Source organism: Pantoea septica (genome assembly GCF_002095575.1).
GTDB classification, from domain to species: Bacteria; Pseudomonadota; Gammaproteobacteria; order Enterobacterales; family Enterobacteriaceae; genus Pantoea; species Pantoea septica.
This window is the reverse complement of sequence record NZ_MLJJ01000027.1, coordinates 16121-41155: the sequence shown is the minus strand read 5'-3', so window position 1 is coordinate 41155 and position 25035 is coordinate 16121. Positions and strand designations below refer to the sequence as shown.

General features: G+C 61.5%; 17 protein-coding genes and 2 pseudogenes. 15 read left to right on the top strand and 4 right to left on the bottom strand.

Annotated features, from left to right (window positions below; genetic code table 11):
* Position 1 precedes the first annotated feature (1 nt).
* A complete protein-coding gene (gene sseB, locus HA46_RS14845) occupies positions 2-766 on the top strand; it encodes an enhanced serine sensitivity protein SseB (RefSeq protein ID WP_033791837.1) in 765 nt (254 codons plus the stop codon).
* Between the two features lie 28 nt (positions 767-794).
* Here sseB and sseA read toward each other — a convergent pair whose 3' ends face one another.
* Positions 795-1634 carry a 3-mercaptopyruvate sulfurtransferase gene (sseA, locus tag HA46_RS14840; protein ID WP_084885123.1) on the bottom strand — a complete coding sequence of 280 codons (840 nt, stop codon included), beginning with the start codon at positions 1632-1634 and terminating at the stop codon, positions 795-797.
* 141 nt (positions 1635-1775) lie between these two features.
* Here sseA and HA46_RS14835 point away from each other — a divergent pair, with 141 nt between their 5' ends.
* The 14 genes and pseudogenes from HA46_RS14835 to HA46_RS21570 all read left to right on the top strand — a co-directional run bounded on the left by HA46_RS14835 (position 1776) and on the right by HA46_RS21570 (position 22102).
* Entirely contained in the window at positions 1776-6659 is a 4884-nt protein-coding gene (locus HA46_RS14835; protein ID WP_084885121.1) for an alpha-2-macroglobulin family protein, read from the top strand.
* 3 nt (positions 6660-6662) lie between these two features.
* Positions 6663-8981 carry a peptidoglycan glycosyltransferase PbpC gene (pbpC, locus tag HA46_RS14830; RefSeq protein ID WP_084885118.1) on the top strand — a complete coding sequence of 773 codons (2319 nt, stop codon included), beginning with the start codon at positions 6663-6665 and terminating at the stop codon, positions 8979-8981.
* Between the two features lie 170 nt (positions 8982-9151).
* Complete coding sequence (gene ndk, locus HA46_RS14825; protein ID WP_003848684.1) at positions 9152-9583, top strand: nucleoside-diphosphate kinase; 432 nt, start codon at positions 9152-9154, stop codon at positions 9581-9583.
* A 186-nt stretch (positions 9584-9769) separates the two neighbouring features.
* A complete protein-coding gene (gene rlmN, locus HA46_RS14820; RefSeq protein WP_033753922.1) occupies positions 9770-10939 on the top strand; it encodes a dual-specificity RNA methyltransferase RlmN in 1170 nt (389 codons plus the stop codon).
* 83 nt (positions 10940-11022) lie between these two features.
* Positions 11023-11754, top strand: coding sequence for a type IV pilus biogenesis/stability protein PilW (gene pilW / locus HA46_RS14815; RefSeq protein ID WP_033791830.1), 732 nt, complete (start codon positions 11023-11025; stop codon positions 11752-11754).
* A complete protein-coding gene (rodZ, locus tag HA46_RS14810) occupies positions 11744-12745 on the top strand; it encodes a cytoskeleton protein RodZ (protein WP_033791829.1) in 1002 nt (333 codons plus the stop codon). The genes pilW and rodZ overlap by 11 nt, the downstream gene beginning before the upstream one ends.
* Before the next feature lie 37 nt (positions 12746-12782).
* Positions 12783-13904 carry a flavodoxin-dependent (E)-4-hydroxy-3-methylbut-2-enyl-diphosphate synthase gene (ispG, locus tag HA46_RS14805; protein ID WP_033753912.1) on the top strand — a complete coding sequence of 374 codons (1122 nt, stop codon included), beginning with the start codon at positions 12783-12785 and terminating at the stop codon, positions 13902-13904.
* A gap of 101 nt (positions 13905-14005) precedes the next feature.
* Positions 14006-15280: a histidine--tRNA ligase gene (hisS, locus tag HA46_RS14800; protein ID WP_033791828.1), complete on the top strand. Its 1275-nt coding sequence runs from the start codon at positions 14006-14008 to the stop codon at positions 15278-15280.
* A gap of 39 nt (positions 15281-15319) precedes the next feature.
* Positions 15320-15937, top strand: coding sequence for a YfgM family protein (locus HA46_RS14795; RefSeq protein WP_033791827.1), 618 nt, complete (start codon positions 15320-15322; stop codon positions 15935-15937).
* Between the two features lie 19 nt (positions 15938-15956).
* Positions 15957-17138 carry an outer membrane protein assembly factor BamB gene (gene bamB, locus HA46_RS14790; protein ID WP_033791826.1) on the top strand — a complete coding sequence of 394 codons (1182 nt, stop codon included), beginning with the start codon at positions 15957-15959 and terminating at the stop codon, positions 17136-17138.
* 164 nt (positions 17139-17302) lie between these two features.
* The gene (gene der / locus HA46_RS14785; protein WP_033791825.1) at positions 17303-18793 is read left to right on the top strand and encodes a ribosome biogenesis GTPase Der; all 1491 of its coding nucleotides are present in this window, start codon (positions 17303-17305) and stop codon (positions 18791-18793) included.
* A gap of 396 nt (positions 18794-19189) precedes the next feature.
* Positions 19190-21622 carry a glucose/quinate/shikimate family membrane-bound PQQ-dependent dehydrogenase gene (locus tag HA46_RS14780; RefSeq protein WP_084885116.1) on the top strand — a complete coding sequence of 811 codons (2433 nt, stop codon included), beginning with the start codon at positions 19190-19192 and terminating at the stop codon, positions 21620-21622.
* Positions 21623-21942: 320 nt separating this feature from the next.
* Positions 21943-22032: pseudogene (locus HA46_RS21575) on the top strand (hypothetical protein); the annotation flags it as partial.
* On the top strand, positions 22004-22102 hold the full coding sequence (locus HA46_RS21570; RefSeq protein WP_376746415.1) for a Hok/Gef family protein: 99 nt from the start codon (positions 22004-22006) through the stop codon (positions 22100-22102). The pseudogene HA46_RS21575 and the gene HA46_RS21570, both read left to right, overlap by 29 nt.
* A gap of 97 nt (positions 22103-22199) precedes the next feature.
* On the opposite strand, the gene HA46_RS14765 is transcribed toward HA46_RS21570, so the two are convergent.
* The 3 genes and pseudogenes from HA46_RS14765 to xseA form a co-directional block, all read right to left on the bottom strand.
* Positions 22200-22544: a protealysin inhibitor emfourin gene (locus HA46_RS14765; RefSeq protein ID WP_084885112.1), complete on the bottom strand. Its 345-nt coding sequence runs from the start codon at positions 22542-22544 to the stop codon at positions 22200-22202.
* Positions 22541-23554 (bottom strand): annotated as a pseudogene (locus HA46_RS14760) (M4 family metallopeptidase). The gene HA46_RS14765 and the pseudogene HA46_RS14760 overlap by 4 nt, the downstream one beginning before the upstream one ends.
* 47 nt (positions 23555-23601) lie before the next feature.
* A complete protein-coding gene (gene xseA, locus HA46_RS14755) occupies positions 23602-24975 on the bottom strand; it encodes an exodeoxyribonuclease VII large subunit (protein ID WP_084885109.1) in 1374 nt (457 codons plus the stop codon).
* Between the last annotated feature and the right edge of the window lie 60 nt (positions 24976-25035).

Genomic DNA, 25035 nt, shown 5'->3' with positions numbered 1-25035 from the left:
CATGAACCGTCTTGAAGAGGTGCTGAAGCTGGCGGCAACCGAGCCGGCGCACCGTCCGGAATTTTTTCAGCTGTTGCTGGCCGCCGACGTCTGGGTGCCGGGCGAAAGTACCGAGACGCAGTTCGCGGCGGATACGCCGGTCGATCTGCAGCACTGGGAAAAAGAGGATGGCCGCAGCGTCATTCCGTTTTTTACCTCGCAGGAGGCAATGAGCGAAGCGATCGCGGGCGAGCAGGCTTATCTGCGCCTGCCGGTACGCACGCTGTTTGAGATGACGCGCGGCGAAACGCTGTTCCTGAATCCCAAACTGCCCGCCGGCAAAGAGTTCTCTCCGGCGGAGATCGCCCATCTGCTGGGCGAAGAGGGCGACGCGCTAAGCCAGCAAACCGTGCTGGAAGGCGGCCACGCGCTGCTGCTGTCGGAGGTAGAGACGCCGCCCGCGCAGATGATCGACTCGCTGACGCAGCTGTTCAGCAAATACAAACAGGTGCGCCGCGCCTTTATCGCCAGCATTCGCGAAAGCGCGGAGGAGCAGCCGAATCTGCTGATCGGCATCGAAGCGGAAAGCGATATTGAAGCAATTATTCAGGCGGCAGGCAGCGTTGCGACTGACACGCTGCCGGACGATGCGCCGATCGATATCTGCGAAGTCGTGGCGGACGAGAAGGGCATCAGCCACTTTTTCACCGCCCACATTACGCCTTTTTACGAGCGTCGCTGGGGCAGTTTCCTGCGCGACTTCAAAGGCAGCCCGCGCATTATCTAATCGGGTGCGGCGCGATGCCGCACCCGGGTTACTTCTCGATCGGCAGATCGTCCCGACTGCCCCATTCGCTCCAGGAGCCGTCATAGAGCGTGACGTTGCGCGCGCCCAGCACGGTCAGCGCCAGGATCACCACCACGGCGGTCACGCCTGAACCGCAACTCGCCACCACCGGCTCATCCAGCTTCACGCCCGCTCGGGCAAAAACCGCGCGCAGTTCGGCTTCCGGCTTCAGGGCGCCATTCGCCACCAGATCGTTCCAGGGGACGTTCAGGCTGCGGGGAATATGGCCGCGATGCAGGCCGGGACGCGGCTCATCGACTTCGGCCTTGAAGCGGTTCGCTGCGCGCGCGTCGACGATCTGCGCGCCGCCCTCATGACTGATCAGCAGCACATCGGTCAGGCGCCGGACCTGCGCCTCATCGAAGGTCGCCTCGAACTCGCCTTCAGGCAGCGCGACCTGGCCGGTCGCCAGCGGCAGACCCGCCGCTTTCCAGCCCTGCAGGCCGCCCGCCAGGATCGACACCTGCGTAACGCCGAACGCGCGCAGCATCCACCAGGCGCGCGGCGCAGAGAAGAGGTTGCCCTCGTCGTAAACCACCAGATGTTTGTCGCTATGAACGCCTAGTTCGCGCATCGCCACGGCGAAACGTTCGGCGCGCGGCATCATATGAGGATAAGGGCTGGTATGGTCGGAAAGCGCTTCAATATCGAAGAAAGGCGCGCCCGGCAGGTGGCCTGCCAGATACTCCGCCGTGATATTGCGCACGGCCTCCTGGCCCGGCGGCAGCATGCGGACGTCCAGCACCTGCACATTCTCGTCGGCGTAGTGTTCATTTAACCAGTCAGCGGAGACAAATATGGCTGTCATTGCAACCTCTTCTTATCGTCGGGAAAAGCCCAGTGTCGGGGAATGTGAAGGCTATCTCAAGGGCGGCATTGCTAAAATCGCGGGTTTGCGGTGAAATTGCGCAGCGAAATTAACCCATCCGGGACGGGCGAGGGATTTACCATGGAAAGAGTTATCAAACGTCTGCTCGCTGGCGTCGCGCTGGGCGCAGCGCTGCTGGGCGGCGGTACCTTTATGCTGGCCGCCGCAGAGCCTGCCGCGACGCAGCCGGCGGCGAAAGCGCTCTCGGTTATCGACTTCTCCGAGCTGCAGCTGGACGGCGCGGCCGCGCTGGTGCTTACCTTTAATACGCCGCTCGACGACAAACAAGATTTTGCCGCACGCGTCGCGCTTATCGACGACAAAAGCGGCAAGGTCGACGGCGGCTGGGAGCTGGCGCAGAACGGCAAGTCGCTGCGCTTTCGCCATCCGGAGCCCTCGCGCAAGCTGACGGTCAGCGTAGAAGCCGGGCTGCGCGCCGCCAACGGCACCACCTTAGCCACGCCCTTTAGCCAGTCGCTGACCACGCGCGATATTCAGCCGATGGTTGGTTTCGCCAGCCGCGGCTCGCTGCTTCCGCTGCGTCTGGCCCAGGGGCTGCCGGTACTGGCGCTCAACGTTGCGCGCGTCGACGTCGATTTCTTTCGCGTCAAAGCCGCCTCGATAAACGATTTTCTCGCCCAGTGGAACTACGGCAACAATCTCTCTTACTGGTCGTCGCGCGAACTGCTTAATCACGCCGACCTCGTCTACACCGGGCGCTTCGACCTGAACCCGGCGCGCAACACGCGAGAGAAACTGCAGCTGCCGCTGGCGGATGTGGCGCCGCTGAAACAGCCGGGCGTCTATCTGGCGGTAATGAAACAGGCGGGTTCCTATAATTATACGCTGCCCGCCACGCTGTTTACCCTGAGCGATATCGGGCTGTCGCTGCATCGTTTCCCCCGCGAAATGACGCTCTTTACGCAGAGCCTGGCGAGCGGCGCGCCGCTGGCTGGCGTCAGCGTGCAGCTTCTGGATGAAAAGGGAAAACAGCTCGCCAGCGGCGTCAGCGACGACAGCGGCTATTTGCGTCTGCCGACGCAGGCGAAAGGAAAAGTGTTAATCGCCACGCAAAAAGAAGAGACCTCGCTGATCGATCTTAATCTGCCGGCGCTGGATCTGGCGGAGTTTCCCGTCGGCGGCCCTCAGGGCTACGACAAGCAGCTATTCGTTTTCGGCCCGCGCGATCTCTATCGTCCCGGCGAAACGGTCATCGTCAACGCGCTGCTGCGCGATGCCGACGGCAAGCCGCTGCCCGCGCAGCCGCTGAAGGCGGAAGTGGTGCAGCCCAACGGCGAAGTGGCGCAAAGCTTTCTCTGGCAGCCGGAGAGCGGCTTCTACCAGCAGCGCTTTGCGCTGCCTTCCTCAGCGATGACCGGCGACTGGACGCTGCGCCTGAACAGCGGCGACAGCCAGCCGCGCAGCTGGACCTTTCACGTAGAGGATTTCCTGCCGGAGCGCATGGCGCTGACGTTGCAAAACAGCGACAGCCCGTTGTCGCCTGACGACGACGTCGTTTTCAATATCGAGGGCCGCTACCTCTACGGCGCGCCCGCGGCGGGCAACGAACTGCAGGCGCAGCTGATGCTGCGGCCGTCGCGCGAAGCGGTCGCCGCGCTGCCGGGCTATCAGTTCGGCGACGTGATGGAGCAGGAGAGCAAACGCAACCTGGACGATATCGACGACACGCTGGACGAAGAGGGCAAACTGCAGCTGACGGTAGAGAGCGAATGGGCGCAGATCCACTCGCCGCTTAACCTTATCCTGCAGGCGAGCCTGCTGGAGACGGGCGGGCGGCCGGTCACGCGCCGCGTCACGCAGGCGATCTGGCCTGCGCCCGCGCTGCCCGGCATCCGGCCGCTGTTCAACAGCGAATCGGTCTATGACTACCGCTACGATCGTTACACCCAGCAGCCGACGGTGCCGGAGAACAGCATTGCCGACTTCGATATCGTCTATGCCAACAGCAAAGGCGAAAAGCTGGCGGCGAAGGATCTCGAGGTGCGCCTGATCCACGAGCGGCGCGACTACTACTGGAGCTTCTCCGACAGCGAAGGCTGGCAGATGCGCCACGACGAGAAGGATCTGCAGGAGGACGCGCAGCGTATTTCGCTGGCCGCCGGCAGCAGCCGAAAGGTGAGTTTCCCGGTAGAGTGGGGCGCCTATCGTCTCGAAGTGCAGGCCGGCGAGAAGATTATCTCCAGCGTGCAGTTCCGCGCGGGCTACTGGTGGGAGGACAACACCAACGGCACCGGCGCGCTGCGGCCCGATCAGGTGAAGCTCAAACTGGATAAAACCGTGCTGCGGCCCGGCGAGACCGCCCGCGTTCAGGTGGAGTCGCCAGCGGCGGGCAAAGGCTATCTGATGGTGGAGTCGAGCAGCGGCACCCTGTGGCGGCAGCCGATCGACGTGCCTGCGGGCGGCGCGACTATCGATGTGCCGCTTGACGCCAGCTGGAAGCGCCACGATCTCTATCTCAGCGCTATCGTGGTGCGCGACGGCGATAAAGCCAGCGGCGCCACGCCGAAGCGCGCCGTCGGCCTGCTGCCGTTGCCGATGGCGACCGACGCGCGGCGCCTCGATCTGACGCTGGACGCGCCGCTGAAAATTCGTCCTGAGCAGACGCTGAAGGTGAAGGTCAAAGCCAGCCGCGGCGGCGAGCTGCCGCAGAATGTCCAGGTGCTGCTGTCGGCGGTAGACAGCGGCGTACTGAATATCAACGACTACAAAACCCCCGATCCCTGGGAAGGGTTCTTTGGCCGCAAGCGCTACAACGCCGATCAGTATGACGTTTTCGGCCAGCTTATCGAGGGCGGCGGACGGCTGGCGACGCTGCGTTTCGGCGGTGACGGCGATGACGAAGCGTCGTCGCGCGGCGGCAAAAAGCCGCTCACCGAGGTCAATATCGTGGCGCAGCAGCTTCAGCCGGTGACGCTGGATAAAAACGGCGAGGGCACGCTGGAGCTGCCGATCCCGCAGTTCAACGGCGAGCTGCGCCTGATGGCGCAGGCGTGGAGCGCCGACAGCTTCGGTTCGACGGATCGAAAAGTGGTGGTGGCCGCGCCGCTGATCAGCGAGCTGGCGACGCCGCGCTTTATGGCGAGCGGCGATCAGGCGATGCTGGCGCTCGATCTAACTAATCTCACGGAGCAGCCTCAGGCGCTGAAGGTCGACGTGCAGACCCAGGGCCAGATCGCGCTGAGCGGCGGCGCCTCGCACCGCGTTCAGCTGGCGAAAGGCGCGCGCGCCACCCTGCATATTCCGGTAAAGGCGCAGGGCGGTTTCGGCGAAGGCGCGGTGCAGGTGCGGGTCTCCGGCCTGGCGGTCGCGGGCGAAGCGCTGGCCGACAGCCAGCGCAGCTGGAAAATCGGCGTGCGCCCGGCTTATCCGGCACAAACGCTGAGCTTTGACGGCGTGATGCAGGCCGGGCAGAGCTGGCAGGTTCAGGCCGCCGCCCTTAGCGGGCTGCAGCCTGAAACGCTAAGCGGACAGCTCTCGCTCAGCAATCAGCCGCCGCTGAATATCGGCCGCTACATCAGCACGCTTTACGCCTATCCGTACGGCTGCCTCGAGCAGACCGCCAGCGGCATCTGGCCGTCGATTTTCACCAGCCAGGCGCAGCTCGCCGCGATGGGCATCAAAACCAGCAGCGACGAGGCGCGGCGCGCCGCCGTCGATACCGGCATCGCGCGCCTGGCGGGTATGCAGCGCGGCAACGGCAGCTTTGGCCTCTGGAGCAAAGAGAGCGAAGAGGAGTTCTGGCTGACCGCCTATGTTACCGATTTCCTGCTGCGCGCCAGCGAGGCGGGCTACAGCGTGCCGACGGAGACGATCGCGCGCGCCGACGAGCGCCTGCTGCGCTATCTGCAGGATCCGGCGCAGATCGAAACGCGCTGGAGCAGCAACGAGGAGGCGATGCGCTTTAGCGTGCAGGCCTATGCGGGCATGGTGCTGGCGCGTCAGCAGCAGGCGCCGCTCGGCGCGCTGCGCGCGCTCTATGAGAAACGCGACAAGGCCAAATCGGGACTGGCGCTGGTGCAGCTCGGCGTGGCGCTGAAGCTGATGGGCGATCCGCAGCGCGCGCAGCTGGCGCTGGCGCAAGGCGTCGGCCTGACGCGCGACGCGGACGGCTGGCTGGGCGATTACGGCAGCGCGCTGCGCGATGGCGCGCTGACGGTGGCGCTGCTGGCGGAAAACCAGCTGCTGCCGGAGGCGCAGCAGGCGCTGCTGCCGGAACTGGCGAAGGCGGCGTACGGCCAGGCCTGGTTCTCTACCCAGGAGAATAACGCTCTGTTCCTGGCGGCGCGTACGCTGCAGCAGCATAAAGGCGAAGCCTGGCAGGCCGCGCTGGCGGGCGACGCCCAGCCGCTAGAGGGCAGCGGCCCGCTGACGCGGGGCATGAACGAAAGCCAGCTGCTGCATGGCGTCACGCTGACAAACCGCGGCCAGGCGCCGCTCTACGGCGCGCTCAGCGTCACGGGCTATCCGCTTGCCGCGCCGAAGCCGATGCACAACGTGCTTAACGTGACGCGCGAATACTTCACGCTCGACGGCAAACCGGCGGATCTGGATAACCTCAGCAGTGGCCAGCTGCTGGTGGTGCGGCTCAAGGTCTCTTCCAGCAAGCGCGTCAGCGACGCGCTGGTGGTCGATCTGCTGCCCGCCGGTCTGGAGCTGGAAAACCAGAACCTTAGCGACAGCAGTGCCAGCCTCGGCGACGGCGCGGATGCGCTGAAGGAGAGCATGATGGATATGCAGCAGGCGGATATCCGCCATATCGAGTTCCGCGACGATCGCTTTGTCGCTGCGCTGGCGCTGAGCGGCTACAAAACCGAGACGCTGCTCTATCTGGCGCGCGCGGTGACGCCAGGCAGCTATCGCCTGCCGCCGCCGCAGGTCGAGTCGATGTACGTGCCGGAGTGGCGCGCCGTGGGCGCGACGCCGGAGAAAATCAGTGTACGTTAAGGCATGAAGCTGAAAGGCTGGCAAAAGCGGTGGCTCTGGCCGCCGCTTGTTTTTTTAGCGCTGGCGCTTTTCGGACTCGACCGGCTGTTTCCGCTGCCGCTGCGCGAAGTGCAGCCGGCGCGCGTGGTGGTTGCGGAAGATGGCACGCCGCTCTGGCGCTTCGCTGATAAGCAGGGCGTCTGGCGCTATCCGGTCACGATAGCGGAGGTCGCGCCCGCCTATCTTGATGCGCTACTCAACTACGAAGATCGCTGGTTCTGGCGCCATCCCGGCATCAATCCGATCGCCGTCCTGCGCGCGGCGGGGCAGAATCTGCGCGCTGGCGCCATCGTTTCCGGCGGCAGCACGCTGACCATGCAGGTGGCGCGCCTGATCGATCCGCAGCCGCGCACCTTCTCCGGCAAGGCGGTGCAGGCGTGGCGGGCGTTGCAGCTGGAGTGGCACCTGTCGAAGCGCGACATTCTGACGCTCTATCTTAATCGTGCCCCCTTTGGCGGCACGGTCGAGGGGGTGGGCGCGGCAAGCTGGATCTGGCTCGGTAAGCCGCCTTCGCAGCTGACGAAAGGCGAGGCTGCGCTGCTGGCGGTGCTGCCGCAGGCGCCTGGCCGCCTGCGCCCGGATCGCTGGCCGCAGCGCGCCGAGGCGGCGCGCAATAAGGTGTTGCGGCGGCTGGCGGAACACCGCGTCTGGCCGCAGCAGGAGGTCGACGAGATCCTGCAAGAGCCGGTCTGGCTGCCGCCGCGTCAGATGCCGCAGACCGCGCCGCTGCTGGCGCGCCGTCTGCTGCTGCTTTCTGCCGACGCGAAAATCGTCTCGACGCTGGATCTGTCGCTGCAGCGCGAGCTGGAGAATCTCGCCGCCGCCCTTAAGCCGCAGCTGCCGCCGCGCACCTCGCTGGCGATCCTGGTGGCGGATCACACCGATATGAAAGTACGCGGCTATGTCGGCTCGGTGGATTTTCGCGACGACAGGCGCTTCGGTCATGTGGATATGGTCGCCAGCGTGCGATCGCCCGGCTCGGTGCTGAAACCCTTTATCTACGGCATGGCGCTGGACGACGGCCTGATCCACGGCGAATCGCTGCTGCAGGACGTGCCGCGCCGCTTTGGCGACTACCGGCCCGGCAATTTCGACAGCGGCTTCCACGGGCCTGTCAGCGCCAGCGAAGCGCTGAAACGCTCGCTCAATCTGCCGGCCGTTCAGCTGCTGGACGCGCTTGGCCCAAAAAGCGTGACGGCGCGGCTGCGCAACGTGGGCCTGAATTTGCGCTTCCCGGCAGGCGCAGAGCCAAACCTGTCACTGGCGTTAGGCGGAACCGGCGCGCGGCTGGACGAGCTGGTGGCAGCCTATAGCGCCTTCGCGCGCCAGGGCAACGCCGCGCAGCTGCGCTACCTCGCGGATCAGCCGCTGCGGCAGCGTCGCCTGCTGTCGCCGGGCGCGGCCTGGATCGTGCGGCGCATGCTGGCGGGCGATGCGCAGCCCGCCGCCAGCGGCGCGACGAGCGACATCGTGCCGCTGGCGTGGAAAACCGGCACCAGCTATGGCTACCGCGACGCCTGGACCATCGGCGTCACGCCGCGCTATCTCATCGGCGTCTGGGTCGGCAGACCGGACGCCACCCCGGTCGCAGGGCAGGTCGGCTTCGCCTCCGCGGTGCCGGTGATGCATCAGGTGGCGAATCTGCTGGCGGGCCATATGCCGATCGGCGGCACGCCGCGCGATCCGCGTCCCGCCTCGGTCAGCGCGCAGAGCATCTGCTGGCCCGGCGGCCAGCCGCTGCCTGCTGGGGATGAGAATTGTCGCCAGCGCCGACAAAGCTGGGTGCTGAATCAGACCCTGCCGCCGACGCTGCTGGCGCCGGGACAGGAGGGGGTAAACGGACTGCGGCTGCGCTACTGGCAAAACGCGCAGGGGAGGCGGGTGGCGGCGGACTGTCCCGGCGCCCAGAACCGCGAACGGCTGCTGTGGCCGCTGCCGCTGGAGCCCTGGCTGCCCAGGAGCGAACAGCGCGCGCAGCGTTTGCCGCCGGTCGACGCCGCCTGTCCGCCGCTGCGCCAGGGCAATGCGGCGCCGATGGTGATAACCGGCGTCATCAACGGCCAGCATCTGCAGCCGCTGCCCGGCAAAGCCGTGCTGATCGTGCCGGTGGCGGTGCAGGGCGGTCAGGGCGAGCGTCGCTGGTGGTTTTTAAACGGCGAGCCGGTAGAGCAGGGCGAGGAGAACAGCCGCGTAGAGCTGGCGTTGCGCGATGCCGGCCCCTGTCAGCTGGTGGTGATGGATGAGGTGGGAGAGCTGGCCGCCGTTTCCTTTATCCGCGACTGAAAGCGGCGCAATGCACATTATTTGCCTGCCTGCATCGACAAATATCAATAATTTTCAATAAATCATACGATAGCTAATAGGCAACGCCCGTTGATCTCCCTATAATCGGCGCGTTTTCTTACCGGGAGCGGGTTCCCGGTTTCTTCAGGATGCTAAAGACAGAGGTCAACATGGCAATCGAACGTACCTTCTCCATCATTAAACCAAACGCCGTTGCTAAAAACGTGATTGGCGCCATCTACAACCGTTTTGAAAGCGCTGGCTTCAAAATCGTTGGCGCTAAAATGCTGCAGCTGAGCAAAGAGCAGGCTGAAGGTTTCTACGCTGAGCACCAGGGCAAACCGTTCTTCGACGGTCTGGTAGAGTTCATGACTTCTGGTCCGGTTGTGGTATCTGTGCTGGAAGGCGAAAACGCCGTTCAGCGTCACCGCGATCTGATGGGCGCGACCAACCCGGCGAACGCGCTGGCTGGCACGCTGCGCGCTGACTACGCCGACAGCTTCACCGAAAACGCCACCCACGGTTCTGACTCCGCTGAGTCTGCCGCGCGTGAAATCGCCTACTTCTTCGGCGAAAACGAGATCTGCCCGCGCACGCGTTAATCGCGTCGAGGCCAGCCGGAGCGCGCGCTTTACAAATTTCTCGCTAACGCGTCGCCCTCTACCCTGGCATCACACCGCAGATGTTGTACAATATCGCGCCCTTGTTGAGCTTGTCTCAGCAAGGGCGTCTTTTTTTTCTATCCTTAACCAGAGCCATAACGTGTAATAACGAGGCCAGAGAACATTATGTCCGAACTGATTGTGACGCCGTCGTCCGCTTCCCCCGTTGCTGTTGCCCCCAAAAGCGAAAAAATTAACCTGCTCGATCTCAACCGCCAGCAGATGCGCGAACTCTTTCTCTCGATGGGCGAAAAGCCGTTTCGCGCCGATCAGGTGATGAAGTGGATGTATCACTACTGCTGCGACGATTTCGAGCAGATGACCGACATCAACAAGGTGCTGCGCGGCAAGCTGAGCCAGATCGCGGAAATCCGCGCGCCGGAAGTGGCGGAAGAGATGCGCTCTAGCGACGGCACCATTAAATGGGCGATCCGCGTCGGCGATCAGCTGGTGGAAACCGTCTATATCCCGGAAGACGACCGCGCCACGCTCTGCGTATCCTCGCAGGTGGGCTGCGCGCTGGAGTGCAAATTCTGCTCGACGGCGCAGCAGGGCTTCAACCGCAACCTGCGCGTCTCCGAGATCATCGGCCAGGTATGGCGCGCGGCGAAAATTATCGGCGCCGCTAAAGTCACCGGCCAGCGTCCTATCACCAACGTGGTGATGATGGGCATGGGCGAGCCGCTGCTTAACCTCAACAACGTGGTGCCGGCAATGGAGATCATGCTGGACGACTTCGGTTTCGGCCTCTCGAAGCGTCGCGTTACCCTGTCGACCTCAGGCGTGGTGCCGGCGCTGGATAAGCTCGGCGATATGATCGACGTTGCGCTGGCGATTTCGCTGCATGCGCCGAACGACAAGCTGCGTGACGATATCGTGCCGATTAACAAAAAGTACAATATCGAGATGTTCCTCGGCGCGGTGAAGCGCTATCTGGCGAAGTCGAACGCCAATCAGGGGCGCGTTACCATCGAATATGTGATGCTGGACCACGTGAACGACAGCACCGACGATGCGCACGAGCTGGCGGCCCTGTTGAAAGATACGCCGAGCAAGATCAACCTGATCCCCTGGAATCCCTTCCCGGGCGCGCCTTACGGCCGTAGCTCTAACAGCCGCGTTGACCGCTTCGCTAAAGTCTTGATGGAATACGGATTTACCACTATCGTGCGTAAAACGCGCGGCGACGATATCGATGCGGCCTGCGGCCAGCTGGCGGGCGACGTGATTGACCGCACCAAGCGTACTATGCGCAAAAAAATGGCGGGCGAAGCCATATCTGTGAAGGCGCTCTGAAACCGGGAAGAGATCGGTTTGAGCGGGTCGCGACGCGTGGCAGGCTGCTGCCACGCAATCTCTCTTGCGGCCAGGAGAACGAAATGGGTAAAGGATTACCGGCCAGCCTGCTGGCCCTGATTGTTGTAACCGGGTGTGTCAGCCAGCCGCCGCATTCCGGCGCGGCGGAAACGCGTCTGGCGTTGGGAATGCACTATCTGGCGGCGGAGGATTACGCCAACGCGCGCCGCAACTTCCAGCGGGCGCAGGCCGCCGCGCCGCGCGACTATCGAATGGCCCTGGCGCTGGCGCGCCTGGCGGAGAAACAGGGCCGTCGCGATGAGGCGGCGCGCAGCTACCAACAGGCGCAGCGGCTGGCGCCGTCAAATGGCTTTGTCGCTAACAATTACGGTGCGTTTCTCTGCGCTTTAGGGCAGTATGACGAAGCGCATCAACAGTTTAAGCAGGCGATGAGCGCATCGGAAAATGAAGCGCGCATCGATGCGTGGGAACTGTCGGGATATTGCTATCTTCAGGCAGACGAGACGCTGGCCGCGCGAGCGGCGCTGAGTCGGGCGCTGGAGGCGGATCGCGCGAAAGGCGACGCTCTGCTGGATGAGGCGGAAAAACAACGTCTTCTCTCTCCGGCGCGTGCTCTACTGTTAACAGAGCTTTATCAGCAATATCTGCCTGCTACGGCGCGCAGCTTAGAGTTACAGATACGTTTCGCCGCGCAACAGGGAAACGCTGCTGACGTTACACGTTATGGCGACCGGTTGGCGCGAAGTTTTCCACAATCGATACAGTACCAGCGTTATTTAGCTAATGAATACTGAAGCCACTCAAGACAACTCTGCAGTACATTCCACAGGCGAACGCCTGCGTCTGGCCCGTGAGCAAATGGGGCTGACTCAGCAAAACGTGGCTGAACGCCTGTGCCTGAAACTTACGACCGTACGCGATATCGAAGAGGACAAAGCGCCTGCCGATCTGGCGTCGACCTTTTTGCGTGGATATATTCGCTCCTATGCGCGCCTGGTGCACATTCCTGAAGAGGAATTGCTGCCGATGATGGCGAAGCAGACGCCGGTGCGTGCGGCCAAAATCGAACCGATGCAGCACTTCTCGCTGGGCAAACGCCGCAAGAAACGCGACGGCTGGCTGATGATCTTCACCTGGCTGGTGCTCTTCGTGGTAGTGGGCCTGACCGGCGCATGGTGGTGGCAAAACCATAAGGCGTCGCAGGAGGATCTGGTTTCTATGGCCGATCAAAACGGCAGCAGCGGCGACGCGAGCCAGTCTATTCCGCTCGACGGCGGCGCCAGCGACGAGACGGCGGCGCCTGCCGCGCCGGACGAAACCAATAGTGCGGACGCCACCCCGGCGGCACCTGCTGCCAGTCAGCCGTCCAGCACCGCGCCCGCGCAGAGCGTCGGCAACAGCGCCGCGCCGGCCGCCTCTTCGGCGAACAGCGCCGTAGTATCGCCCAGCCAGGCGCCGGTCGATAACGCGGCCAGCCCATCCGCCACTGCCGGTCAGCTGCCGACCAGCGGCGCTGCCGTTGGCGAAGCGGCCGCCGATCCTAATACCGTGGTCATGAACTTCAACGCCGACTGCTGGCTGGAAGTGAGCGACGCTACCGGTAAAAAACTCTTCAGCGGAATGCAACGCAGCGGTGGTAAACTCAGCCTTTCCGGCACTGCGCCCTATCGCCTGAAAATCGGCGCACCCTCGGCGGTGCAGGTGCAATATCAGAACCAGCCGGTTGATTTAAGTCGTTTTATCCGTAATAACCAGGTTGCTCGCCTGACGTTGGGTGCGCAATAACGCTGCATCGCGCCCGGGGCAATTGTGGAGAAAGAATATGCATAACGAAGCACCCATTATCCGTCGTAAATCGACCCGGATTTATGTCGGCAAGGTGCCGGTCGGCGACGGCGCGCCTATCGCCGTCCAGTCGATGACCAATACCCGCACAACCGACGTAGACGCCACGGTCAACCAGATCAAAGCGCTTGAGCGCGTCGGCGTCGATATCGTCCGCGTCTCCGTGCCGACCATGGATGCCGCCGAAGCTTTCAAACTGATCAAGCAGCGCGTCAACGTGCCGCTGGTGGCGGATATCCATTTTGACTACCGCATCGCGCTAAAAGTCGCCGAATATGGCGTCGACTGCCTGCGTATCAACCCAGGCAACATCGGCAACAACGAGCGTATCCGCCAGGTGGTGGACTGCGCGCGCGACCATAATATTCCGATCCGTATCGGCGTGAATGCCGGTTCGCTGGAAAAAGATTTGCAGGAAAAGTACGGCGAGCCGACGCCGCAGGCGCTGCTGGAGTCAGCGATGCGCCACGTCGATCATCTCGATCGCCTCAACTTCGATCAGTTCAAGGTGAGCGTCAAAGCGTCGGACGTCTTCCTGGCCGTCGAATCTTATCGCCTGCTGGCGAAGCAGATCGATCAGCCGCTGCATCTCGGCATTACCGAGGCGGGCGGCGCGCGCGCCGGCGCGGTGAAATCGGCGATCGGTCTGGGGCTGCTGCTCTCAGAGGGCATCGGCGATACGCTGCGTATTTCGCTGGCGGCGGACCCGATTGAAGAGGTGAAGGTCGGCTTCGACATCCTGAAGTCGCTGCGCATTCGCGCGCGCGGCATCAACTTTATCGCCTGCCCGACCTGTTCGCGTCAGGAATTCGACGTTATCGGCACGGTCAACGCCCTTGAGCAGCGGCTGGAAGATATCATCACGCCGATGGACGTCTCGATCATCGGCTGCGTGGTTAACGGCCCTGGCGAAGCCACGGTGTCGACGCTGGGCGTCACCGGCGGCAACAAGAAAAGCGGCTTCTATGAAGATGGCGTGCGCCAGCGCGATCGTCTCGACAACGACGATATGATCGATCAGCTGGAAGCGCGCATCCGCGCCAAAGCGACCATGCTGGACGAAAATCGTCGCATCAACGTTCAGCAGCTGGAAAACTAAGCGTCGGCGCGGCCAGCGCGACTTTGTTCAATGAACCTGTGCGGTTTCATCCTCATAAGGTATGATGCCGGACAGGTTTTTTTGCATTAAGAGATTTTAACGTGGCGAAGAATATTCAAGCTATCCGCGGCATGAACGATTACCTGCCGGCGGATACGGCTATCTGGCAACGCATTGAAGGTACGCTCAAGCAGGTGCTGGCCAGCTACGGCTATAGCGAAATTCGCATGCCGATCGTCGAGCAGACTCCGCTGTTTAAACGCGCCATCGGTGAAGTCACCGATGTGGTCGAAAAAGAGATGTACACCTTTGACGACCGCAACGGCGAAAGCCTGACGCTGCGTCCCGAAGGCACCGCAGGCTGCGTGCGCGCCGGCATCGAACATGGCCTGCTCTACAATCAGGAACAGCGTCTGTGGTATATGGGACCGATGTTCCGCTACGAGCGTCCGCAGAAAGGGCGCTATCGTCAGTTCCACCAGCTGGGCGCCGAGGTGTTCGGCCTGCAGGGTCCGGACGTGGACGCCGAGCTGATTATGCTGACCGCTCGCTGGTGGAAAGCGCTGGGCATCGCCGATCACGTGCGTCTGGAGCTCAACTCCATCGGTTCGCTGGAGGCGCGCGCCAACTATCGCGAAGCGCTGGTGGCTTTCCTCGAGCAGCATAAAGAGACGCTGGACGAAGACAGCAAGCGCCGTATGTACACCAATCCGCTGCGCGTGCTCGACAGCAAAAATCCCGAGGTGCAGACGCTGCTTAACGACGCGCCGCAGCTGATGGATCATCTCGATGACGAATCGCGCGAACATTTCCAGGGACTGTGCGCCCTGCTGGACGACGCGGGCATCGCCTATCGCGTCAATCAGCGTCTGGTGCGCGGCCTCGACTACTACAACCGCACCGTTTTCGAATGGGTGACCGAGAGCCTCGGCGCGCAGGGCACGGTGTGCGGCGGCGGCCGCTACGACGGCCTGGTCGAGCAGCTGGGCGGCCGCGCAACGCCGGCGGTCGGTTTCGCCATGGGCCTGGAGCGTCTGGTGCTGCTGGTTCAGGCGGTGAATCCTGAATTTGAACCGACGCGCGTTGTTGATGTCTATGTTATCGCTTCGGGCCAGGGCGTTCAGTCCGCTGCGATGCAGCTGGCGGAAAAACTGCGCGACGAAGCGCCGGAACTGAAGCTGATGACCAACTTCGGCGGCGGCAACTTCAAGAAGCAGTTTGCTCGCGCCGACAAGTGGGGCGCTCGCGTTGCGCTGGTAGTTGGCGAAGACGAAGTAAAAGCCGGTCAGGTAGTGATTAAAGATCTGCGCAGCGGCGATCAGCAAACGCTGGCGCAGACTGAGGCTGCTGCTGCATTGCGCACGCTGTTAAAGTAAGCGTGGCACGGCACCAACCAGAGAAAGGAGAGGGATCGCGTGGAAGTTTATAGCAACGAAAACGAGCAGGTTGACGCGCTACGCCGCTTTTTTGCCAGTAACGGCAAGGCGCTGGCGGTCGGCGTGATTATCGGTATTGCCGCACTCGGCGGCTGGCGCTATTGGGCCAGTCACGAAGAGGGTTCGTCGAAAGCGCTTTCAGCCCAGTACCAGCAAGTGACGACCGCTATGAAAGCCGATCAGCCGGCCACGCTGGATGCGGTGGCGAAATTCGTCAGCGAAAACAGCAATACCTACGGTGCGCTGGCGGCGATGGACGCGGCGAAGCAGTATGTCGACGCCAACCAGCTTGATAAAGCGTCTTCCCTGCTGGAAAACGGTCTGAAGAATACCAAAGATGCCAATCTGCAGGCGGTTATTAACCTGCGGCTGGCGCGCATTCAACTGCAACAGAATCAGGCGGACGCCGCCCTTAAAACCCTTGATGCTGTCAAGGGCGATGGCTGGACAGCCATTGTGGCGGATATTCGCGGCGAAGCGCTGCTGAGCAAAGGCGATAAGCAGGGCGCGCGCGAGGCGTGGAGCAAAGGTGTCGAATCAGACGCTTCTCCGGCGCTGAAGCAAATGATGCAGATGAAGATGAATAACTTAAGCTAAGCCAGTCAAGAGAGAGCGCATGGAATTACGTAAATACCTGCTGCCAGGACTGATTTCAGTCACTTTGCTCAGCGGTTGTTCGCTGTTCAGCGGCGAAGAAGATGTAGTGAAAATGGCCCCGCTGCCAAAGGTGGAAAACCAGTTTAATCCCCAGGAAGTGTGGAGCACGTCGGTCGGCGACGGCATTGGCGATTTCTACTCTAACCTGCATCCGGCATGGCAGGACGATACCGTATTTGCGGCGGATCGTTTCGGCGTGGTAAAAGCGCTGGACGCCTCCAACGGCAAAGAAAAATGGAAAGTCGATCTCTCTGAGAAAACCGGCTTCTTCTCGAAAAACATCTCAGCTCTGCTCTCAGGCGGCGTGACCGCTGCGGGCGATCGCCTTTATATCGGCAGCGAGCGCGGTCAGCTGTTCGCCTTGAACAGCAGCGACGGCAGCATCGCCTGGCAGACCAAAGTAGCTGGCGAAGCGCTGTCGCGTCCGGTGGTGAGCGACGGCCTGGTGCTGGTGCATACCAGCAACGGCATGCTGCAGGGACTGGATCAGAGCAGCGGCGCGGTGAAGTGGAGCGTTAACCTCGACATGCCTGCGCTGTCGCTGCGCGGCGAATCCGCGCCAGCGACCGCGTTCGGCGGCGCAATTGTCGGCGGCGATAACGGCCGCGTCAGCGCGGTCATTATGAATCAGGGTCAGCTTATCTGGCAGCAGCGTATCTCACAGCCGAGCGGCGCGACCGAAATCGATCGCCTGAACGACGTCGATACGACGCCGGTTATCGTCAACGGCGTGGTTTACGCGCTGGCGTATAACGGCAACCTGACCGCGCTCGATCTGCGTTCTGGCCAGATCCTGTGGAAGCGTGAAATCGGCGGCGTGAAAGATCTGATCGTCGATGCCGGCCGCATCTATCTGGTGGATCAGGATGACCGCGTCATCGCGCTGAATGCCGACGGCGGCGTCGCCATCTGGCGTCAAAGCGATCTGCTGCACCGCAACCTGACTGCGCCGGTGCTCTATAACGGCTATCTGGTGGTAGGCGACAGCGAAGGCTATCTGCACTGGCTCAATACCACGGACGGTCGTTTCGTGGCGCAGCAGAAAGTCGACAGCGATGGCTTCCAGACCGAGCCGGTCGTCGCCAGCGATAAGCTGATCATTCAGGCCAAAGGCGGCGAGGTTTACGCGATTACGCGTTAACGCGCCACCGGGATTTGCCTTCCGTATAACGGCTCCTGACGCGTCAGGAGCCGTTTCGTTTTTAGTCAGGCATGATATTCTTAGCGCCTTCAGCCTGAACCCGGCGGTTAAAACCGTTATAATCACGCCATTCGGGCGATTAATTTTTTTATTGAGGCACTGTTATGATACCTGTGGTCGCGCTGGTTGGGCGTCCCAATGTGGGGAAATCCACGCTGTTTAACCGCTTAACGCGCACTCGTGATGCGCTGGTGGCGGATTTTCCTGGACTGACTCGCGATCGCAAATATGGTCGCGCCGAAGTGGAAGGGCGCGAATTTATTGTTATTGATACCGGCGGTATCGACGGCACTGAAGAGGGCGTCGAAACGCGTATGGCTGAACAGTCGCTGCTGGCGATTGAAGAGGCGGATGTGGTGCTGTTTATGGTGGATGCGCGCGCGGGCGTGATGCCGGCGGACAAGCAGATCGCTAACCATATTCGCTCGCGCCAGAAGCCGACGTTCCTGGTGGCGAATAAAACCGACGGCCTCGATCCCGATTCCGCGGTACTCGACTTCTACTCGCTCGGTCTGGGAGAGATTCACGCTATCGCAGCGTCCCATGGTCGCGGCGTAACCAGCCTGCTGGAAACCGCTTTGCTGCCGTGGATGGACGAAGTCGATCCGCGTGAAGTCACTGAAGAAGACGAGAACGAAGCCTACTGGGCGGCGCTGGCGGCGGAAGAGAGCGGCGAAGCGCCGGAAGAAGAGGAAGAAGAGGCGTTCGATCCCACCGGTCTGCCGATTAAGCTGGCTATCGTCGGTCGTCCTAACGTCGGCAAATCCACGCTGACCAACCGTATTCTCGGCGAAGATCGCGTCGTGGTTTACGATATGCCGGGCACCACGCGCGACAGCATCTACATTCCGATGCAGCGCGACGACCGCGAATATATCCTGATTGATACCGCGGGCGTGCGTAAGCGCGGCAAAATCACCGATACGGTGGAAAAATTCTCGGTCATTAAAACCCTGCAGGCGATTGAAGACGCCAACGTGGTATTACTGGTGATCGACGCGCGCGAAGGCATCTCCGATCAGGATCTGTCGCTGCTCGGCTTCATCCTCAACAGCGGTCGTTCGCTGGTGATCGTGGTGAATAAGTGGGACGGACTGACGCAGGAGATCAAGGACGAGGTCAAAGAGACGCTGGACTATCGTCTCGGCTTTATCGACTTTGCCCGCGTACACTTTATCTCTGCGCTGCACGGCAGCGGCGTCGGCAACCTGTTCGAATCGGTCACCGAAGCCTACGACTGTTCGACCAAACGCGTTAACACCTCTATGCTGACGCGCATCATGAACATGGCCGCCGAAGACCACCAGCCGCCGCTGGTGCGCGGTCGCCGCGTGAAGCTGAAGTATGCGCATGCCGGCGGTTACAACCCGCCGATCGTGGTGATCCACGGCAACCAGGTGAAAGATTTGCCTGACTCCTACAAGCGCTATCTGATGAACTACTTCCGTCGTTCGCTTAACGTGATGGGCACGCCGATCCGCATTCAGTTCAAAGAGGGCGATAACCCCTTTGCAGGCAAGCGCAACTTGCTGACGCCGACGCAGCAGCGTAAGCGTAAGCGTCTGCTTTCGCATCTGAAGAAGAACAAGCGTTAAACAAAAGGGACCGAAAGGTCCCTTTTTTATTTTCAGGTGCGGACAAGAGAGAACGTACTGTTAACGCATTTGCCTACTTTTGCGGTTAACCTCAGGCCTGCGCCACGGAGCATAAAAATTGAGCGGCTTAGCGCTGAGTTTGTAGCAAAAATGCTATTGCCACGTGTACTTCACGTTATAGATGTTCACCTCATAATGTACCAGGTGGTACAATCCTGCCCCGTATTGCGACGGGAGCGACCACGCCTCAGTGCCTCCTTGCTCACAATGCCTGCATCCCGGACATGGGTCCGTACCATTACGAATTGAAATAAAGCGATATCCGACGCATCAGACGTCGTCACGCTTCAGAAGGCTGAGGCGCGGTGGCTTTATTTTTTCAGGAGAGTAAGTGTTATGGCTGAAACATCTTCCCGATCCGGCAAAGGGTTGGGTATCTGGTCGATTTTGCTGGGGCTGGTGCTGCTGGCAATCGGCCTGTTCTTTGCTATTGGCGGCGGCAAGCTGGTCTCGCTGGGCGGTAGCTGGTATTTCCTGATTGCTGGCATTGTGACGCTGCTGTCGGCGATCCAGTTCTTCCGCCGCAAGTCCTCAGCCGTTGTGCTGTTTATTCTGGTCTTCGTCGGCACGCTGATTTGGGCGCTGGCGGACGCGGGCTGGTCGTTCTGGCCGCTGGTATCGCGCCTGATGGTGCCGTCGGGTCTGATGCTGCTGGCATTTCTGACCTGGCCTGCGCTGCGCAAGCGCGAAGGCAAATCCTCGCTGGCGAAAGTCTCTTATGCGCTTTCCGCCATCATCGCCGTCGGCATGGTCGGCACGCTGGTGCAGATGTTCCAGCCGCATCCCACCGTGGCCTTTACCGGCAAAGCGCTGCCGCTGATCCCGGTCGATAAGAGCAAACCGCAGCAGGACTGGAATAACTATGGCCGCACGCCGGGCGGCGACCGTTTTGCCGCCATCGACCAGATCACCCGTGACAACGTGAAAGATCTTAAAGTGGCCTGGACCTTCCACACTGGCGATACGCCGATCAGCCCGACCGGCAACGGAGCGGAAGATCAGCAAACGCCGCTGCAGATTGGCAACACGCTCTATCTCTGTACGCCGCACAACAACGTGATTGCGGTGGAAGCGGACAGCGGCAAGCAGATCTGGAAACGCGAAATCAACGCGCAGGCAGAAGTCTGGCCGCGCTGCCGCGGTCTGGCCTATTTTGACGCCACTAAACCGCTGGCGCAGCCGAGCAAGCCCGGCTCGACGCCGGTACCGGCAGTCAGCCTGGCGGCGGGCGACACCTGCCAGCGTCGTATTCTGATGAATACCATCGACGCGCGTCTGATCGCGATCAACGCCGACAACGGCGAGTTCTGCGAAAACTTCGGCGACCACGGTATCGTTAACCTGAAAGAGGGCCTGGGCGAAGCGCAGGATCCGAAATACCAGCTGACGTCAGCGCCAACGATGGCGGGCACCACGGTGGTAGTAGGCGGTCGCGTCGCGGATAACGTCCAGACGGATATGCCGGGCGGCGTGCTGCGCGGTTTCGATGTGATCACCGGCAAGCAGCGCTGGGCGTTTGACCCGGGCAACGTCGATCCGAACGCCGTGCTGATGCCGGGCCAGAACTACAAACGCAGCACCCCGAACTCCTGGGCGCCGATGTCCTACGATCCGGCGATGAACACGGTATTCATCCCGATGGGCAGCTCCTCGGTGGATCTGTGGGGCGCGAACCGCACCGAGCTGGACCATAAATATGGCGCGTCCGTTCTGGCGCTGGATGCGACCACGGGCAAAGAGAAGTGGGTCTACCAGACCGTGCATAACGATCTGTGGGACTTCGATCTGCCGATGCAGCCGAGCCTGGTCGATTTCCCGATGAAGGACGGCACCACCAAACCTGCGGTGGTGATCGGCGGGAAAACCGGCATGATCTTCGTGCTGGATCGCGAAACCGGCAAGCCGCTGACGAAAGTCGAAGAGCTGCCGATGCCGCAGGGCCATATCCCGAACGAGCAATACACAAAAACGCAGCCGCATTCGACCGAGATGCCGCAGATCGGCAACCAGACGCTGACCGAGTCAGACATGTGGGGCGCAACGCCGTTCGATCAGCTGGCGTGCCGCATCGCCTTTAAATCGATGCGTTACAACGGCCTGTTCACCGTGCCGGATACCGACAAGTCGCTCAGCTTCCCGGGTTCCCTTGGCGGCATGAACTGGGGCAGCATGTCGTTCGATCCGAACAACCAGTACATGTTCGTCAACGATATGCGTCTCGGCCTGTGGGTGCAGATGATCCCGGCTGACACCAACAGCATCTCTCGCGGCAGCAACGGCGGCGAAGCGATCAATACCGGCATGGGCGCGGTGCCGCTAAAAGGCACGCCGTACGCGGTTAACAAAAACCGCTTTATGTCGCCGCTGGGCATTCCTTGCCAGGCGCCGCCTTTCGGCACGCTGTCGGCGATCGATATGAAGACGCGTAAAATCGTCTGGCAGGTTCCGGTCGGTACGGTGCAGGATACCGGTCCGTTCGGTATTAAAATGCGCGCGCAGATGCCGATAGGCATGCCGACCCTCGGCGGTACCCTGGCAACGCAGGGCGGGCTGGTGTTTATTGCCGGTACGCAGGACTACTACCTGCGCGCCTTCGACAGCTCTACTGGTAAGGAAGTATGGAAAGCCCGTCTGCCGGTCGGTAGCCAGGGCGGTCCGATCAGCTATGTTTCACCGAAAAACGGCAAACAGTACATCCTGATCTCCGCAGGCGGCGCGCGTCAGTCGCCGGATCGCGGCGATTACGTGATTGCCTACGCGCTGCCGTAACGGCAAAGCGTTATCAACAAAACCCTGCGCTCCGGCGCGGGGTTTTTTATTTGGCGCACAATAAAGTGTAAGCGTGGCGGCAATTGCAGAAGCGTATGGGAAGCGGGTCGCTAAGTAGCGGCGTGCCGGTTGGGCAGGAAAGAGAAGCGGGTATAATCGCGACGGCGCTTGAGGTTTCTGCCTTGAGCGATCGGCAAGCTGATTGTGAGGCAGAAAAGAGAAAGCCCCGTAGTTAATTTTCATTAACCCACGAGGCTGCCCCACTGTCCGAACAACAGCAGGGTAGCCTCTTACCGCGCTCTGCGCAAGGAGGAGTGACCATGAAATTGCCACAGCTAACGCTGGTTTTTTTGCGTATTACTGGTGTGTCTCACACTTTTAATCTTTACCTGGCTGACGCGGAAATCGCTGTGCGAAATCCGCTACCGGGACAACCAGCGCGAGGTGGCTGCTTTGATGGCTTACGAATCTGGTAAGTAGCAACCGGAAGGCGGGGAGCGATCCCCGCCTTTACCGGCTGTTGGCTGGACAGGCCTGAAGCGCCTTCATAAGGCCGCCCTCTCTGTGGCGGCCTTTTTTATTGCGCCGGATCGTCGCCGTCGCGCCAGAGCGCCTCCAGCTCCGGCGGCGCGACCTGCTCCGGAATCAACAAGACGATAGTGCCGACTTCGCGATGCGTGGCATAGCTGATCTGTATGCGGAAGTAACGCTGATCGCTACGCCCGATTTCCGGCGCTTTCTCTTCAGGTTCGCCCAGCGGCAGCGCCCGTTCCAGAATCTGACAGACGCGCTGCTTTTGCGGCTGCGGCAGCTGAGCCAGCGCGAAACGCCGCGCGCCGCGCAGGCCGGGAATAAAGGCCAGTCCGCCTTCGCGTTCGACTTCGATGACCGCATCGTCGGTCAGTTCAGGAAAGGAACTCATAGCACGCCAACCTCCTTCCACGCCTGTTCGATCGACTGCGCCACAGAACGGTCAAATCGGCGTTCGCCGTGCTGAATGGTTAACTGCGCGAAGGTGCTGAAATCGGCGTCCTGCGGCAGCGATTTGTCGCACACCGTGTCGTACCAGGCCTGGCCCGCCTGTTCCCAGGCATAGCCGCCCAGCGCTTTCGCCGCCAGGTAAAAGGCGCGGTTGGGTATGCCGGAATTCAGATGCACGCCGCCGTTGTCTTCACGCGTCTTGATATAGTGATCCATATGCGCAGGCTGCGGATCCTTGCCCAGCATCGGATCGTCATAGGCGGTGCCCGGCTCCGCCATCGATCGCAGTCCGCGTCCGTTAATACCGTTCGCCAGCAGGCCTTCGCCGATAATCCAGTCGGCTTTGTCGGCGCTCTGCTTGAGATGGAACTGTTTTACCAGTGAGCCAAAGACGTCAGACAGCGATTCGTTTAGCGCCCCTGCCTGCTCGAAATAGATCAGTCCGGCTTCTGTCTCGGTCACGCCGTGCGCCAGTTCGTGCGCCACCACGTCGATGGCGATAGTAAAGCGATTAAAAATTTCGCCGTCGCCGTCGCCGAACACCATCTGCTGTCCGTTCCAGAAGGCGTTTTGATACGCCTTGCCGTAGTGGACGGTGCCGAGTAGCTTCAGCCCCTGATTGTCGAGTGAGTTGCGCTGATAGTTTTGCCAGAAGAAGTCGTAGGTGACGCCAAGATAATCCTAGGCTTCTCGGGCGGCGACATCGCCGGTATCAGGCTGACCTTCGCTGCGTAGCAGCTCGCCTGGCAGGTTCTGGCTGTTTTTCGCATCGTAAATTTCACGCTCGACATGACCGCCCGTCGCCGTCTGCGGCGCGACCGGCTTTTGCCAGTTTTCCGCCATCAGATGCTGAACGTGCAGCAGCGTACGGCGCGCGTAGTCCTGCTGATGACTGGAACCGTGGGTCACAATGTTACGCAAGATATAGGGAGGAATAACGCTGTAAGACATACCCGACTCCTTGGCACAAGTAATGTGCCAAAAAGTATAGTCTTTGTTCAGGGGGCAGTTTTACGGCGGCGTTTTTTTTCCGGCAGGAGACTGGTTACCTGGCTTTCCACCCAGCCGTCGTCGAGACGCGTGCGCAGGGTATCGCCGCTCTGCAGCTGGGCGGTTTTTTTCACCACCTGGCCGGCGCTATCGGTCGTCACGCTGAAGCCGCGCGCCAGCGTCGCCAGCGGGCTGACGCCTTCCAGCTGCGCGGCAAGCGTTGCAAAGCGCTGCCTGTCGCGGTTAAGCATCTTTTCCATGCTCTGCTGCAGACGATAGCGCATCTGCTCCAGCTGGCGCTGCGCCTGAAACAGACGCGGCTGCGGCTGATGCGCGGCAAGACGCTGAGAAAGCCGATCCTGCTGCCGCAGGCTCTGACGCAGCCGGTTTTCCATCGCCTCGTTCAGCCGCTGCTGCAGGCGGAACAGGGCGGTCTGCTGCCGTGCCAGGCGGAGCTGCGGATGCTGCTGCTGCAGGCGATGATCGAGACGGGAGAAGCGGCGTTGTTGCTGCGCCAGATAGTAATCCATCGCCATTTCCAGCCGTTGTTGCTGCGAAAGCAACTGTCGCAGCAGCTCCGTCTGATTTCTGCTCACAATTTCAGCAGCGGCGGACGGCGTCGGCGCGCGCAGGTCGGCGACGAAATCGGCGATGGTGACGTCGGTTTCGTGGCCGACGGCGCTCACCACCGGAATACGGCTGGCGAAAATGGCGCGCGCGACGCGCTCTTCGTTGAAGCTCCAGAGATCTTCCAGCGATCCGCCGCCGCGGCCGACGATTAGCACGTCGCACTCTGCGCGCTGGTTCGCCAGCTCAATCGCGTGCACGATAGCGGCCGGCGCCTCGGCGCCCTGGACCGGGGTAGGATAGATAATCACCGGCAGCGAAGGATCGCGGCGGTGCAGCACGCGCAGCACGTCATGCAGCGCCGCGCCGGTCGCCGAGGTGATCACGCCGACCTGTTTCGCCGGCTCGGGCAGCGGCTGTTTATGCTGCTGGTCGAACAGGCCTTCGCTCGCCAGCTTCGCCTTCAGCAGCTCGAACTGCTGCTGCAGCGCGCCTTCGCCCGCCGGATGCATGCTTTCGATAATCAGCTGATAGTCGCCGCGCGGCTCATAAAGCGTAATAGTGGCGCGCACCAGAATCTGCTGGCCGTGCTGCGGCCGGAAGGTGACGCGGCGGTTGCTGTTGCGGAACATCGCGCAGCGCACCTGCGCGCCGTCATCCTTCAGCGTGAAGTACCAGTGGCCCGACGCGGGCTGAGAAAAGTTGGAGATCTCCGCGCTCAGCCACACCGATCCCATCTCCTGTTCAAGGAGCTGACGCACCGTCGTATTCAGGCGGCTGACGGTAAAAACATTGGCGACTGGCGGTAGCGACATGTGATGGAGATCAAATAGTAAATCAGAGGGTTAATTAACCGATACTACATGGCTGCTGGA